Annotated in this window: 13 protein-coding genes; 12 read left to right on the top strand and 1 reads right to left on the bottom strand. The window is 66.0% G+C overall.

The annotated features are described in order from the left end of the window. Positions 1-16: 16 nt before the first annotated feature. The 10 genes from ACSFBL_RS06830 (at position 17) to ACSFBL_RS06785 (ending at position 11,070) form a co-directional block, all read left to right on the top strand. A complete protein-coding gene (locus tag ACSFBL_RS06830; protein ID WP_435514985.1) occupies positions 17-1,288 on the top strand; it encodes an amino acid deaminase in 1,272 nt (423 codons plus the stop codon). Positions 1,289-1,296: 8 nt separating this feature from the next. Continuing rightward, a complete protein-coding gene (locus tag ACSFBL_RS06825) occupies positions 1,297-2,202 on the top strand; it encodes a MurR/RpiR family transcriptional regulator (protein WP_435514984.1) in 906 nt (301 codons plus the stop codon). Continuing rightward, the gene (locus tag ACSFBL_RS06820) at positions 2,199-3,695 is read left to right on the top strand and encodes an N-acyl-D-amino-acid deacylase family protein (RefSeq protein ID WP_435514983.1); all 1,497 of its coding nucleotides are present in this window, start codon (positions 2,199-2,201) and stop codon (positions 3,693-3,695) included. The genes ACSFBL_RS06825 and ACSFBL_RS06820 overlap by 4 nt, the downstream gene beginning before the upstream one ends. 164 nt (positions 3,696-3,859) lie before the next feature. Further along, positions 3,860-4,837, top strand: coding sequence for a Bug family tripartite tricarboxylate transporter substrate binding protein (locus tag ACSFBL_RS06815; protein WP_435514982.1), 978 nt, complete (start codon positions 3,860-3,862; stop codon positions 4,835-4,837). Beyond that, positions 4,834-5,793, top strand: coding sequence for a 2-hydroxyacid dehydrogenase (locus ACSFBL_RS06810; RefSeq protein ID WP_435514981.1), 960 nt, complete (start codon positions 4,834-4,836; stop codon positions 5,791-5,793). The genes ACSFBL_RS06815 and ACSFBL_RS06810 overlap by 4 nt, the downstream gene beginning before the upstream one ends. A 15-nt stretch (positions 5,794-5,808) precedes the next feature. Further along, entirely contained in the window at positions 5,809-6,555 is a 747-nt protein-coding gene (locus ACSFBL_RS06805; protein WP_435514980.1) for a FadR/GntR family transcriptional regulator, read from the top strand. 79 nt (positions 6,556-6,634) lie between these two features. After that, complete coding sequence (locus ACSFBL_RS06800) at positions 6,635-8,011, top strand: ABC transporter substrate-binding protein (RefSeq protein ID WP_435514979.1); 1,377 nt, start codon at positions 6,635-6,637, stop codon at positions 8,009-8,011. Positions 8,012-8,174: 163 nt separating this feature from the next. After that, positions 8,175-9,050: a carbohydrate ABC transporter permease gene (locus ACSFBL_RS06795; protein WP_435514978.1), complete on the top strand. Its 876-nt coding sequence runs from the start codon at positions 8,175-8,177 to the stop codon at positions 9,048-9,050. A gap of 82 nt (positions 9,051-9,132) precedes the next feature. Further along, complete coding sequence (locus ACSFBL_RS06790; protein WP_435514977.1) at positions 9,133-9,984, top strand: carbohydrate ABC transporter permease; 852 nt, start codon at positions 9,133-9,135, stop codon at positions 9,982-9,984. 15 nt (positions 9,985-9,999) lie between these two features. Next, positions 10,000-11,070 (top strand): ABC transporter ATP-binding protein, encoded by a 1,071-nt coding sequence (locus ACSFBL_RS06785; protein WP_435514976.1) that lies wholly within the window; start codon positions 10,000-10,002, stop codon positions 11,068-11,070. Positions 11,071-11,146: 76 nt separating this feature from the next. Here ACSFBL_RS06785 and ACSFBL_RS06780 read toward each other — a convergent pair whose 3' ends face one another. Then, the gene (locus ACSFBL_RS06780) at positions 11,147-12,970 is read right to left on the bottom strand and encodes a DEAD/DEAH box helicase (protein ID WP_435514975.1); all 1,824 of its coding nucleotides are present in this window, start codon (positions 12,968-12,970) and stop codon (positions 11,147-11,149) included. Positions 12,971-13,287: 317 nt separating this feature from the next. Between ACSFBL_RS06780 and ACSFBL_RS06775 the strand changes: the two genes are divergently transcribed. Both ACSFBL_RS06775 and ACSFBL_RS06770 read left to right on the top strand, forming a co-directional pair. Further along, positions 13,288-13,524 carry an AbrB/MazE/SpoVT family DNA-binding domain-containing protein gene (locus ACSFBL_RS06775; RefSeq protein WP_435514974.1) on the top strand — a complete coding sequence of 79 codons (237 nt, stop codon included), beginning with the start codon at positions 13,288-13,290 and terminating at the stop codon, positions 13,522-13,524. Then, on the top strand, positions 13,511-13,942 hold the full coding sequence (locus tag ACSFBL_RS06770) for a type II toxin-antitoxin system VapC family toxin (RefSeq protein WP_435514973.1): 432 nt from the start codon (positions 13,511-13,513) through the stop codon (positions 13,940-13,942). Before ACSFBL_RS06775 ends, ACSFBL_RS06770 begins: the two co-directional genes overlap by 14 nt.

Below are 13,942 nucleotides of genomic sequence, written 5' to 3'. Positions count from 1 at the left end.
TCAACAAGGGACACACATGACGGAAGCGCTCATCCTCGATCACCGCAGCAAGAGCTACCCGCTGGAGGCCGCGCCATGCCGCGCCGCGGACATCGGCAAGAAGGGGTGGAACGTGCTGGCCGACGACCTGTCGTATCCGCTGGCCGTGATCCGCCGCTCGGCGCTCGCGCACAACATCGCCTGGATGCAGGACTACGCGCGCCGCAAGGGCGTGTTGCTGGCCCCGCACGGCAAGACCACGATGTCGCCGGAACTCTTCGCGCAGCAACTGGCCGGCGGGGCGTGGGGCCTGACCTTCGCGACGATCTACCAGCTTGCCGTGGGTGTGGAGGCGGGCGCACGCCGCGCCATCATCGCCAACCAGGTGATGGCCGACGCCGACCTCGACGGCTTGGACATGCTGCTGGCCGGCCACAACGACCTGCGCGTGTGGTTCCTGGTCGATTCGCTGGCGCAACTGGCGCTGATCGAGGATTGGGCGCAGCGGCGGCAGTGCAGGCGCTGTTTCGATGTGCTGATCGAAGTCGGCATACCGGGCCAGCGTACGGGTGTTCGCACGCTGGAAGATGCGCTCGCATTGGCCTCGGCCATCGCGCGCTCCGACGCAGTGCAACTCGGCGGCATCGAGTGCTACGAAGGCGGCCTGGCACGCTGCGACAGCGAACACGACGCACGCGAAGTCACCGGGCTGGTGAATCGCGTGCTGGAAATCGCGCGCCGCTGCGATGCCGAGAATCTCTTCTGCGACGACACCGTGATGCTCACGGCCGGCGGATCGGCGGTGTTCGACCTGGTTGTGCCGCTGCTGCGTGCACAGGGCCTGTCACGGCCCGTGCAAGGCGTGCTGCGTTCGGGCTGCTACATCACGCACGACAACGGCAACTACGCGCGCTTCCTGAAGCAGGTCGAACTGCGCGAAGGGCTCGATGAATCCTTGCGCGCGGCGCTCGAAGTCTGGGCCATGGTGCAGTCCGTGCCGGAGCCGGGTCTGGCGCTGCTGACCTGCGGTCGGCGCGATATTTCCTACGACCTCGAAATGCCGATTCCGATGCGCCATGCGGCGCGCGGGCAACGCACCTCGGTCGATGCGCCTGCCGGTTGGACGATCAGCGCGTTGAACGACCAGCATGCCTACCTCCGCTTCGATCCCGCCGGTCCCGTGCCGCGTGTGGGCGACCGCGTGGCGCTGGGCATCTCGCACCCCTGCACGACTTTCGACAAGTGGCGCTGGCTCGCGCTGGTCGAGGACGACGGGGCCGTGACCGGCGCCATCAGCACGCGCTTCTGATGCCCGCGATGAACGATTCCGCAGCCCATCTCCTGCAGCGCCTGCGCGAGCGCATGGCCGAACTGCCCGCCGCGCAACGCAGCGTCGTGCAGTGCGTGCTTGAAGACCCGCGCGCCGCCGTGGCCGCCACCGTGGAGCAACTCGCGCAGCAGGCCGGCGTCTCGATGCCGACCATCGTGCGGACCTGCCGCAGCTTCGGCTTCGAATCCGTGCGCGAATTCATGCTGGCGCTGGCGCAGGACCTGGCCGTCACCGGTTCGTACCTACACCGCAGCGTGCTGGCGGAAGACAGCGCGGGCGACGTGACCAGCAAGATCATCCATGCGGCCGTGTCTTCGCTGACCGAACTGGGCCGCCGCATCGACGTCGACGTGCTCGACGAAGTCGCGACACGGCTGGCCGCCGCGAGGCGCATCGATTGCTATTCGGTGGGTGCGGCATCCACCTTCATGGCGAGCGAACTGCAGAGCCGCCTGTTCAGGCTGGGCTGCACGTCGAACGCGATCTTCGATGCGCACCAGCAGCTGGTTTCCGCCAGCACGCTGGGCCCAGACGGCGTGGCCTTCGTCATCTCGCACGTGGGGCGCATGCCCTACACACTGGAGGCGGCGCGCTTCGCGCGGTCGCAGGGCGCGACGGTGGTGGCGCTGACGCAGCCCGACACGCAATTGGCCGAGATCGCGGACCTGGTCATCGGCGTCTCGGTGCCGCAGGATGCGGTCATGCGGGTCGGCACCGAGGCCTACCTCGCGCACCTGGTGGTGATCGAGATCCTGATGGTGCGCCTTGCACAGAAACTCGGGCCCGTCGCGACACGCGGGCTGCAGCAGTTCAAGCAGTTGCTGCACAAGCACGGCTTCGACAGCGCGGAATATTCAGGCGCCACGGAAACAACAGACGACGAAAGCGCATGACGATGCAAGACACCCGGCCCACGCTGCTCCAGGGCGGCAAGATCGTCGACGGCACCGACAGCCCGGGCTGGCTCGGCGACGTCCTGCTGGTCGGCGAGCGCATCGCGTCCGTCGCTGCGCCCGGTGAGACTTCGGCCGAATTGCTGGAGAACCTTCGCGAGCAAGGACCGCTGCAACAGGTCGATTGCACAGGCTTGGTCATTGCGCCCGGTTTCATCGACGTGCACACGCACGACGATGCCGCCGCCATCGAGAAGGCCGACATGCTGCCCAAGCTGTCGCAGGGCGTGACCACGGTGATCGTCGGCAACTGCGGCATCTCGCTCGCGCCCGTGGTGACCGATGCGCCGCTGGCGCCGCTCTCGCTGCTGGGCCGCGGCCAGTTCCGACACGCGACGATGCGCGCGTACGCCGATGCCGTGAATGCGGCCCGGCCCGGCGTCAACGTCGCGGCGCTGCTCGGCCATACCGCGCTGCGCATGCGGCACGTACCTTCACTGGATCGCGCTGCCAGCGAGGCGGAACGCGCGGCGATGGCCGCCGACATGCAGGAAGCGATGGACGCCGGCGCGCTGGGGTTGTCGTCCGGCGTGTTCTACGAAGAAGCCTATGCGGCCGATGTCGACGAACTGGTCGCCGTGGCCAGCGTGGCGGCTCGCAACGGCGGCGTGTATGCGACGCACATCCGCGACGAGCTCGCCGGCATTCTTCCGGCATTGCAGGAAGCTGCGCTGACCGCACGGCGGTCCGGCCTGCCGCTGGTGATCTCGCACCACAAGTGCGCCGGCCCCGACAACTGGGGGCGCACCCGCGAGACCTTGCCGCTCATCGAGGAACTGGCGCGCGGCCAGGAGATCGGCATGGACGTCTACCCCTACACCGCCGGTTCCACCGTGCTGCGCGAGGACCTGGTCGACGGCATCATCGACATCCTCATCACCGGCAGCGAGCCGCATCCCGAGGTCGGCGGTCGCTACCTGGCGGACATCGCGGCGGAGTGGGGCGTGTCGCAGAAGGACGCCGCCGTGCGCCTGAAGCCGGGCAATGCCTGCTACTTCCAGATGCGCGAGGATGACGTGCAGCGCGTGATCACGCATCCGCTGTCGATGATCGGCTCCGACGGCCTGCCGCACGACGAGCGGCCGCATCCGCGGCTGTGGGGCGCATTTCCGCGTGTGCTCGCGAGCTACTGGCGCGAGAAGGGCCTGCTGCGGCTGGAGCAGGCGATCCACAAGATGACGGGCATGTCCGCGGCGCGCTTTCGCATCGGCGAGCGCGGGCTGATCAAGGCGGGCTACATGGCTGACGTCGTGCTGTTCGATCCGCTGCACGTGAAGGACGGTGCGACCTTCGAGCAGCCGCGGCAGTTCAGCGAAGGCATCGAGCGCGTGTGGGTCAACGGTGTGCTGAGCTACACCGCCGAGGGGCGAGCCACCGGCGCACGCGCGGGGCGCTTCGTGGTCCGCGCGAAGGCGCCTGCAAAGCCAGGCTGAGCCGCAAGGCGCGAAAGCGCCCCTGCTTTGCCTGCCCCTGACCATCAGGGTTTGTCCTGCCGGGCACGGAATTCAATCATCATATGATTTGAATCGGCAGCGCTGCAGACCGGCGTTGTCGAGTGCAGATTCGACCTCGAAGCCGGTTTAGCAGGAGACATCCCATGCCCCATTCCTTGAACGCCAGTCGCCGCCGCATGCTGCAAGGCCTGGGCGCCGCGGCCATGCTGCCCGTGGCTTTCGCGGTGAAAGCCGACGCCTACCCGACCAAGCCCGTGGAACTCGTGGTGCCTGCATCGGCCGGTGGCGGCACCGACGCATTGGCCCGCGCCTACGCGGAAGCCGCGAAGAACCACTTCCCGCAGCCCTTCGTCGTGAACGACAAGCCCGGCGCGAGCGGCGTGGTCGGCATGAACGACGTGCTCAACGGCAAGCCCGACGGCTACAAGGTGAGCGTGGTGATCGCGGAGCTCGTGATCCTTCCGCACCTCGGCCTCTCCAAGTTCACCTACGCGGACTTCCAGCCCGTCGCACGCCTCAACGCCGACCCGGCCGCGATCACGGTGCGCACCGAGGCACCGTGGAACACCATCGAGGAATTCCTCGCCGACGCCAAGGCGAAGCCGGGCGACATGAAGGTCGGCAATTCCGGCAACGGCTCGATCTGGCATCTCGCGGCTGCGGGACTCGAAGACAAGGCCGGCGTCAAGTTCAACCACGTGCCCTACCAGGGCGCGGCGCCCGGCGTGGTCGCACTGCTCGGTGGCCACATCGACGCGGTGGCCGTGAGTCCGGGCGAAGTGGCGACGCACGTGCAGGGCGGCAAGCTGAAGATGCTCGCCGTCATGGCCGACCAGCGCCTGAAGGCCTTCGACAAGGTGCCGACCCTGAAGGAACGCAAGATCGACCTGTCAATTGGCACCTGGCGCGGCCTCGCCGTGCACAAGGCCACGCCGACCGACATCGTCACGACGCTGCGCAACACCACGCGCAAGGCGGCCGACGAGCCCATGCTCCGCGAGCAGCTCGAAAAGATCAACCTGGGCTTCGCGTACCTCGACGCCGAGGCCTTCGGGCAGGCGATGCAACGCGACCACGAGTATTTCAAGCAGCTCGTGCAAAAGCTGGGCATCAAGGTATGAGCGACGCCCAAGGCGCCGGGCGGCCCGAGCTGCTGGTCGTCGCGCCGTTGATGCCCTTCCTCATGGAGGCATTGCGCCGCGAGTACACCATCCACGATCGGATCCACGTGAGCGACCCCGCGGGCTTTGCTTCCGTGGCACCGCGCATCCGCGGCGTGGTCGCAAACGGCGAGGCCAAGGTGCCGCGCGAACTGATCGCGCAGTTGCCGGCGCTCGAAGTGATCTCGGTGTTCGGCGTGGGCTACGACGGCGTCGACGTCGGGGCCGCGCACGAGCGCGGCGTGCCCGTCACCAACACGCCAGAAGTGCTCAATGACGACGTGGCCGATCTCGCCATCGGATTGATGCTGGCAGTGGCCCGCCGCATTCCGCAGGCCGACCGCTTCGTGCGTGCCAATGAATGGCCCAACGGGCCGATCGCGCTGAGCCGCAAGGTCACGGGCGGCCGGCTCGGCATCGTGGGCATCGGACGGATCGGGCAGGCGATCGCGCATCGCGCAGCGGCTTTCAGGATGGACATCGCCTACACGGCACGTTCCCCGCGCCCGAACCTGAACTACACCTACTACCCCGACGCCGCATCGCTCGCAGCGGCGGTCGACTTCCTGGTCGTGATCACGCCCGGCGGCGCAGCCACGCGCGGCATGATCGATGCGCGCGTGCTCAAGGCCCTGGGGCCGGACGGCTACCTCATCAATGTCGCGCGCGGCACGGTCGTCGACCAACCGGCGCTGATCGATGCATTGCGCGACGGCGTTATCGCCGGCGCGGGACTGGACGTTTTCGTGAACGAACCCAACGTGCCCGAGGAGCTGCGCGCCATGCCCAACGTGGTGCTGACCCCGCACATCGGCAGCGGCACGAAGCAGACGCGCGAGGCGATGGGGCAACTGACCTTCGACAACCTGCGCGCGCACTTTGCCGGCAAGCCATTGCTCACCCCAGTGGACGCCTGAAGGCGTCGCCTTCCTGTGACCAAGAACACCCACGGCCGAACGCTTGACCTGCTGGGCGAGGCGATCGTGTCGCGTCGCTACGCCATCGGCGCGCCAATGCCGGCGGAGCCCTTGCTGTGCGAGGAGTTCGGCGTCAGCCGAACCGTGGTGCGCGAGGCCGTGAAGTCGCTGGTCGCGAAGGGGCTGATCGTCACCGGTCCCAAGGTCGGCACCCGCGTGCTGCCCGAGGACCGCTGGAACTGGTTCGACCCCGATGTCATCACCTGGCAGGCGCGCGCCGGCCTCACGCCCGAGTTCCTGCGCGACCTGCAGGACCTTCGGCGAGCGGTCGAGCCGGCGGCCGTGCGCCTCGCCGCCGAGCGGGCGACTGCGGAAGACATCGCCGAAATCGAAGCCGCATACGCCGGCATGAAGCATGCCGTTGAATTCGGCGGTGACTACGTGACCTTCGACCTGCGCTTCCATCACGGTCTGCTGCGCGCGGCGAACAACCGCATGCTCGCGCAGATGAGCAAGGCGCTGCATGCCCTGCTGCGAACCAGCTTCGAGATTTCGACCATCAAGAAGGACGGACCGGCGCAGTCGCTGCCGATGCATCGGGCCGTGCTCGATGCCGTGATCGCGCACAACCCGGCGCGTGCCGAACGGTCCATCATCAAGCTGATCGACGGCGCGCGCGAGGACATCGAGGAGGTGATCGGCTCGCGCCGGCGCCTGCCGCGCCTCAGCCGTCCGCCCCCGCGTCTTAAGGCCACCGCCTGAAGCGCGCCACGGATTCCAGTTCCCCAACCCTCCGCTCGTTGACCGGGCAACCCCATCGCAAGAACAAGGAGACAGAAGCATGAAACTCAAAGCACTCGTGATACCGACGTTGATGGCCCTCGGCCTCGCCGTCGCCGGCCAGGCCTCGGCCCAGGAGAAGCTCACCGTCTGGTGGGTCAAGGGCTTTTACAAGGCGGAAGACGATGCGTTGTTCGCGGCCATCAAGAAGTTCGAGGAAAAGCACAAGGGCGTGAAGGTCGAGCTGTCGCAGTATCCGGTGCAGGACATGATTCCGAAGACCGTCTCCGCGCTCGATTCGGGCAGCCCGCCCGACGTGGCCTACGCGGACGTCTACGACTTCCAGGTCACCGGCAAGTGGGCCTACGACGGCAAGCTGGAGGACATCAGCAGCGTGATCGGGCCGATGGCATCGCGCTTCGCGCCCAACACGGTCGAGACCACCTTCCTCTACAACGACCAGACCAAGTCGAAGGCCTACTACGCCTTCCCGATCAAGCAGCAGACGATGCACATCAACTACTGGATCGACATGCTGGCGGAGGCGGGCTTCAAGGAGTCGGACATCCCGACCACCTGGAAGGACTACTGGTCGTTCTGGTGCGAGAAGGTGCAGCCCGCCAGCCGCCAGAAGAGCGGCAAGCGCACCTTCGGCACGGGCATGCCGATGGGCGTGGATTCGAGCGACTCGTTCTATTCGTTCCTGACCTTCGCGGATGCGTACAACGTCAAGATGGTCAGCGACAGCGGCAAGCTGCTGGTCGACGACCCGGCGGTGCGCGCAGGCCTGATCGGCGCAATGACCGACTACGTGGCGCCCTACCAGAAGGGCTGCACGCCGCCGTCGTCGACGAGCTGGAAGGATCCGGACAACAACGTCGCCTTCCACAACAAGACGACCGTGATGACGCACAACGCGACCATCTCGCTGCCCGCGAAGTGGCTCGATGATTCGAACAACGCGACGCTCACGCCGGAGCAGCGCGAAGAGGCCAAGAAGAACTACTTCGAGCGCATCCGCACCGCCGGCTTCCCGACCAAGCCGGACGGCAGCAAGATGGTGTATCGCACGGCGGTGAAGACCGGCGTGGTGTTCAAGGACGGCAAGAACAAGCAGCGCGCCAAGGAGTTCGTGACCTTCCTGATGCAGGAGGAGAACCTCACGCCGTACGTCGAAGGCTCGCTGGGCCGCTGGTTCCCAGTGACGAAGGCAGGGCAGGCGAGTCCGTTCTGGCAGGCCGATGCGCATCGCAAGTCGGTCTACAACCAGTACGCCGCCGGCACCGTGACCTTCGAATTCACGAAGAACTACAAGTTCACCATCCTCAACAACGAGAACGTGTGGGCCAAGGCGATGAACCGCATCGTGAGCGACAAGGTGCCGGTGGACAAGGCGGTCGACGAGATGATCGAGCGCATCAAGACGGTAGCCAGGTGATGACCACTACCCCCAGCCTCGCCCACTGCGTGTGGCTCGGGCACCCCCTTGCAGGGGGCAACCCCGGCGGCCCGGCTAAGCCGGTTCCGCGGGGTTCCTGGTCAGTCGTTCCGGGCGGGTCGGTCTGGGGGGCAACTGAAACTGTGAGTCGGGAGAGCCAGCCATGAGTTCCACTGCAAGCGCCGTGACCCCGGCCGGCCCTGCCGCGACACCTGCCATCAAGCTCGGACGCTGGCAGTTCTGGGGACGACTGATGGTCGTCCCCTACCTGCTGGTGTTCGTGATCTTCGTGCTCTACCCGGTGTGCTACGGCCTCTGGCTGGCACGCCATCCGCAGAGTTACGAGCACCTGGTGGCCGACCCGATCTTCTTCCGGTCGGTCATCAACACGATCATCTTCCTGGTGGTTGCCATCAACGTGAAGATGCTGGTGGCGCTGGTGCTCTCGGGCTTCTTCGTGCAGTCGCGCTGGTGGATCAAGATCCTCGCGGGGATCTTCATCCTGCCGTGGGCGGTGCCTTCGATCCCGACCATTCTCTCGGTGCGTTTCATGCTCAACCCCGAGTGGGGCGTGATCAACAGCACCATCTTTCACCTGACCGGGCGCGATGGCCCGAACTGGCTCAACGACCCGACGCTGGCGCTGAGCTTCGCGATGCTGATGCACATCTGGAAGTCGTTGCCGTTCTGGACGCTGATCCTGGTGGCGGGGCGGCTTTCCATTCCGACGGAGCAGTACGAGGCCGCATCGGTGGACGGGGCGAGTTCCTGGCAGAAGTTCAAGTTCATCAGTTGGCCGGCGCTGCGCACGCTGTACGTGACGTCGCTGATTCTTTCGATGATCTGGACGCTGGGTGATTTCAACAGCGTCTACCTGCTGACCGGCGGTGGTCCGGCTGACTTGACGCATGTGCTTGCCACGCTGGGTATCCGGTACCTGCGGCTCGATCAGGTCGACCTGTCGATGGCATCCATCGTAGTAGCGCTTCCGCTCATCCTGCCGCTCGTGTACTTCATGATGAAGAGGCTCTCGAAATGAACCCCCACGCTCCTCACTGCGTGTGTTCGCTGCCCCCCGGGGGGGCGCTCGCCCTCCTAGAGGCGGCTCGTCGGAGGGCGATATGAAACGCTGGACTCTCAAGTCCGTCGGCACCGAGGCCAAGCTCCTGCTGATCGGCATCCCCGTGTTCCTGTGGACGATCATTCCCGTCTATCACATGGTGCTGTTTGCGATCTCGCCGCGCGGTGAGGCGACGAGCGGGCGCCTGTGGCCGAAGTCGCCTACGCTGGACAACTTTAGTACGGTCTTCCATCAGAGGCACTTCTACCTCGACCACTTCTGGGTGCAGCTTGGCAACTCGGTGCTGATCGCCGTCTCGGTCGGCGCGATCACCTTGTTCGTCGCAACCACCGCGGCCTTCGCGATCAGCCGCCTGCGGTTGAAAGGCGGGCGCACGGTGATGAACATGGCGCTCTTCACGTACTTCATCCCCGCGGCCTTCCTGGCGGTGCCGATGTACAAGACCATGGGCAACTACGGCCTGCTCAACAGCCAGTGGTCGCTGATCCTGGCGATGGTGACCATCGCTTCGCCCTACTGCATCTGGGTGCTCAAGCAGGCTTCGGACAAGCTGCCCTACGAACTGGATGAGGCGGCGCGGATGGATGGCGCATCGCCCTTGCAACTGTTCAGGCTGGTGTACCTGCCGCTGATGGTGCCGTCGCTGGTCGCGGTCGGCACCTATGCGTTGCTGCTGGCGTGGAACGAATACCTCTATGCCTTCCTGCTGCTGTCGAACGATCGCAGCGTGACGCTGGCGGTGGCGCTGGGCAACTTCCTCGCGGCCGACGATTCGCCGTGGGAATTGCTCATGGCGACCGGGCTCATCTATGCGCTGCCCCCCGCGGCGATCTACTACACCTTCAAGCGCTACATGGTGGGCGGTATCACGGCCGGAGCGGTCAAGAGCTAAGGGAAAGAGAACAACATGGCTTCAGTCACTTTTCAGAACGTCCAGAAGTCCTACGGCAAGACGCAAATCATCGAGCGGCTCGGCTTCGAGATCGAGGACGGCGAGTTCGTCGTGCTGGTCGGGCCGTCGGGCTGCGGCAAGTCGACGCTGCTGCGCATGCTCGCGGGCCTGGAGGACATCACCGGCGGCGAGATCATGATCGACGGCCGCGTCGTCAACGAGCTCGAATCGAAGGACCGCGACATCGCGATGGTGTTCCAGAGCTACGCGCTCTATCCGCACATGACGGTGGGCGAGAACATGGGCTTCAGCCTGCGGCTGCGCAACGCCGACAAGGGCGTCACAGAGAAGCGCGTGGCGGATGCGGCGAAGATCCTCAATCTCGACAAGCTGCTCGCGCGTTATCCGCGCGAGTTGTCGGGTGGCCAGCGGCAGCGCGTCGCGATGGGTCGTGCCATCGTGCGCGACCCCAAGGTGTTTCTCTTCGACGAGCCCTTGTCGAATCTCGATGCGAAGCTGCGCGTCGCGATGCGCGCCGAGATCAAGGCGCTGCACCAGCGGCTGAAGACAACCACGGTGTACGTCACGCACGACCAGATCGAGGCCATGACCATGGCTGACCGGATCGTGGTCATGCACGACGGCGCGGTGGAGCAGATCGGCACGCCGCTCGAACTCTACGATCGACCCGACAACCTCTTCGTCGCGCAGTTCATCGGCTCACCGGCGATGAACGTGATCGAAGGGACCGTGAGGCGCAGCAACGGGCGCTGCACGGTCGAGGCGCATGGCGCGATGTGGCCGGTGCCGGCAGGTACGGCGGCGGAGGAAGGCAAGGCGGTGCACTACGGCGTTCGGCCGGGCGACATCACGCTGTCGGATGCCGCCAATGGCGTGCCGGCCAAGGTCATCGTGGTCGAGCCGACGGGCGCGGAGACGGAACTGCTGGTCGAGGTCGGAGAAGCGAAGATCACGCTCGCGGTGCACGGGCGGGTGGATGCGCAGCCTGATCAGATGGTCGGGCTCGTGATTGCCAACGAGAGCGTGCATCTGTTCGATCGGCAGAGCGGGAAACGCCTGGCCTGAGCGGGACTTCTCTCAAATCGAAGGGTCAACGAAAAAGGGCGCCGAAGCGCCCTTTGTCTGCAGGATGGTCGGGTTCTCAGCGACCGAACGAGCGGCCACCGCCGCCGTAGCCGCCACCGCCACCACCGTAGCCGCCGCCTGAGCGACCGCCACCCGAACGGCCGCCGCCGCCGGAACGGTTGCCGCCGTAGCCACCACCGCCGCCGCCGCGACGACCGCGACCGCCGCCAAGGCTGTCGACGCTGGTGCGCAACGGATCGGGCTGGCCCGCCGCACCGCCGCCGGCTGCCAGCGCCTCGGCGCGCAGGTGCGCCACCGCGTCGGCTTGTGTCGGGCTATGGCTGTTGCCGTGATGACGCGGCTGCCGCTCTTCATGCGGCAGATGATCGTGATGATGGTGATGCACCGGTGCATGGTGCGGCGCGCGCGCCGGACTTTGCGCCCCACGTGCCGGACCCTGGCCGCGGCCGCCCTGGCCTCGTTGGCCCTGACCCTGCCCGCCGCCATTGGCGCTGCGGCCGGCCGGCGCGCCCTGACCCTGGCCGTTGCCGCCGCCGCGACGCTGGCCACCGCCACCGCCATTACCGCCGCCGCCAGCGCGTTCGCCCTGGCCGGCCTTGTTCTCGCGGATGCGCTGCATCATTTCCTGGCGGGCCGCCTTGGCAGCGGCCTGCATCACTTCGCGGCTCGGCGGACGGCCTGCGCCGCCCCAGATGGTCTGGCGGCCCATGGCGATGGGCTCGGCGCGTTCGCCTTCCTCGGGGCCGAAGCCGTCGATGGTCTTGACCGGGATCTGCTGCTTTGTGAAGCGTTCGATCTCCTGCATGAAGCCTTCCTCGTCCAGGCAGACCAGGCTCACGGCCTCGCCGCTGGCACCGGCGCGGCCCGTGCGGCCGATGCGGTGCACGTAGTCTTCGCTGACGTTCGGGATCTCGTAATTGACGACGTGCGGCAGTTCGTCGATGTCGATGCCGCGAGCGGCGATGTCGGTCGCGACCAGCGCGCGAATATCGCCGCTCTTGAAGCCGGCCAGCGCCTGCGTGCGTGCGCTCTGGCTCTTGTTGCCGTGCAGGGCCATCGCCTGGATGCCGTTCTTGGTCAGGAACTCGGCCACGCTGTTGGCGCCGAACTTCGTGCGGGTGAACACCAGCACCTGGCTCCAGTTGTGCTCGTTGATGATGTGCGCGAGCAGCGCCTTCTTCTTGCCGCGGCCCACGGGATGGATCACTTGCGTGATGCGCTGGACGGTGGTGTTGCGCGGCGTGACCTGGATGCTCTGCGGGTTCTTGAGCAGCGTGGCCGCGAGGTCGCGGATCTCGTCGCTGAAGGTGGCCGAGAAGAGCAGGCTCTGCTTCTCCCTGGGCACCAGCGCGAGGATCTTCTTCACGTCGTGGATGAAGCCCATGTCGAGCATGCGGTCGGCTTCGTCGAGCACGAGCATCTGCACGGTCGAGAGATCGAGCATGCCTTGCTGCTGCAGGTCGAGCAGGCGGCCGGGGGTGGCCACGAGGATGTCGACGCCGCTCTTGAGCTTGCTGATCTGCGGGTTCATGCCGACGCCGCCGAAGATCACGGTCGAGCTCAGTTGCAGGTACTTGCCGTAGGTGCGGACCGATTCCTCGACCTGGGCCGCGAGTTCACGCGTCGGGGTCAGCACAAGGGCGCGAACGCCGGTGCCGCCGAACTTGTTGGTGGCGCTGCGGCTCATCGTGAGCTTGTGCAGCATCGGGAGGGTGAAGGCAGCGGTCTTGCCGGTGCCGGTCTGGGCGCCGCCCAGAAGGTCATGGCCGTCGAGGACGGCGGGAATCGCCTGCGCCTGGATCGGCGTGGGGGTTTCGTAGCCCTGCTCATGCACGGCCTTCAAGATGGCCGGGGCCAGCTTCAGTTCATCAAAGTTCATTGAGTTCAACAAGCGCCCTACACGGCGCAGTGGTATCCACCCGCTCGGGCGTCAAGTCGGACGTCGAGCCAGTAAGGGCGGATGAAGGTCAGAAGTGGGAGCCTGAAGGCCCGCCCGTTTGAGATGGAAAGGCCTTCTTCGTCCCCGGCAGAGAGCCGGCGTTGCGGGCAACTGGACCCGGCAACAGTGCATATTGTCTCATGAGTCGGCCCGCACCCCCAGTCGGGCCCCTCGACGGACGCGCCTGGGCGCCAGCAAGGTCGATACGTTAAACTCTTACCTCCTTGGTATTACCAGAGAGATTCCAGAAGATAAGCATGCGTCTCACGTCCAAAGGTCAGGTGACCATCCCCCAGAACATTCGCGAACTCGCGGGGCTCAAGCCCTACGACGAGGTCGAATTCGAATACCGCAACAAGCAGATCGTGGTCCGCCCCGTCAAGCGCACGACCTCGCCCGCCGAAGAGGCCATCGCGCTGCTGCGCGGCAGCGGAACCTCGAAGTTCGACCTGTCCGCGGACGAATGGCTGGAGATGACGCGTGGCGAGCGCTGAGGGCGCCGAGCTCTTCCTGATCGACAGCAATGTCCTGATCGACGTCATCCACCAGGACCCGAAGTGGATGGACTGGTCGGCAGCCGCCATCGGCGATTGCCTGAACCGTGGCAAACTGGCGATCAACCCGCTGATCTATGCCGAGGTGTCGGCGTACTTCAATTCGGACCGGGATGCCGATGCAGCCATGCCGCCGCGGCTGTACGAGCGGCTCGAACTGCCTTACGCAGCCGCACGCGGTGCGGCGATGGCGTTCCACAAGTACCGGAAGGCAGGCGGCACCGGCCCATCGTTGCTGCCCGATTTCTACATCGGCGCGCATGCCCAACTGATGGGCTGCACCCTCGTGTCGCGCGACAGCACACGCTACAAGACCTATTTTCCCAAGCTCAAACTCATTTCACCGAAGCAAAGATAA

The organism is Variovorax glacialis, from assembly GCF_051216375.1.
GTDB lineage: Bacteria > Pseudomonadota > Gammaproteobacteria > Burkholderiales > Burkholderiaceae_C > Variovorax.
The sequence above is the reverse complement of the archived record's forward strand: the minus strand, read 5'-3'. Positions and strand labels throughout refer to the sequence as shown.

Coding starts and splice junctions, on each gene's coding strand:
- ACSFBL_RS06815 (WP_435514982.1), top strand. CDS start 3,860: ATGCCCCATTCCTTGAACGCCAGTCGCCGCCGCATGCTGCAAGGCCTG.
- ACSFBL_RS06820 (WP_435514983.1), top strand. CDS start 2,199: ATGACGATGCAAGACACCCGGCCCACGCTGCTCCAGGGCGGCAAGATC.
- ACSFBL_RS06795 (WP_435514978.1), top strand. CDS start 8,175: ATGAGTTCCACTGCAAGCGCCGTGACCCCGGCCGGCCCTGCCGCGACA.
- ACSFBL_RS06780 (WP_435514975.1), bottom strand. CDS start 12,970: ATGAACTTTGATGAACTGAAGCTGGCCCCGGCCATCTTGAAGGCCGTG.
- ACSFBL_RS06810 (WP_435514981.1), top strand. CDS start 4,834: ATGAGCGACGCCCAAGGCGCCGGGCGGCCCGAGCTGCTGGTCGTCGCG.
- ACSFBL_RS06775 (WP_435514974.1), top strand. CDS start 13,288: ATGCGTCTCACGTCCAAAGGTCAGGTGACCATCCCCCAGAACATTCGC.
- ACSFBL_RS06830 (WP_435514985.1), top strand. CDS start 17: ATGACGGAAGCGCTCATCCTCGATCACCGCAGCAAGAGCTACCCGCTG.
- ACSFBL_RS06790 (WP_435514977.1), top strand. CDS start 9,133: ATGAAACGCTGGACTCTCAAGTCCGTCGGCACCGAGGCCAAGCTCCTG.
- ACSFBL_RS06825 (WP_435514984.1), top strand. CDS start 1,297: ATGAACGATTCCGCAGCCCATCTCCTGCAGCGCCTGCGCGAGCGCATG.
- ACSFBL_RS06800 (WP_435514979.1), top strand. CDS start 6,635: ATGAAACTCAAAGCACTCGTGATACCGACGTTGATGGCCCTCGGCCTC.
- ACSFBL_RS06785 (WP_435514976.1), top strand. CDS start 10,000: ATGGCTTCAGTCACTTTTCAGAACGTCCAGAAGTCCTACGGCAAGACG.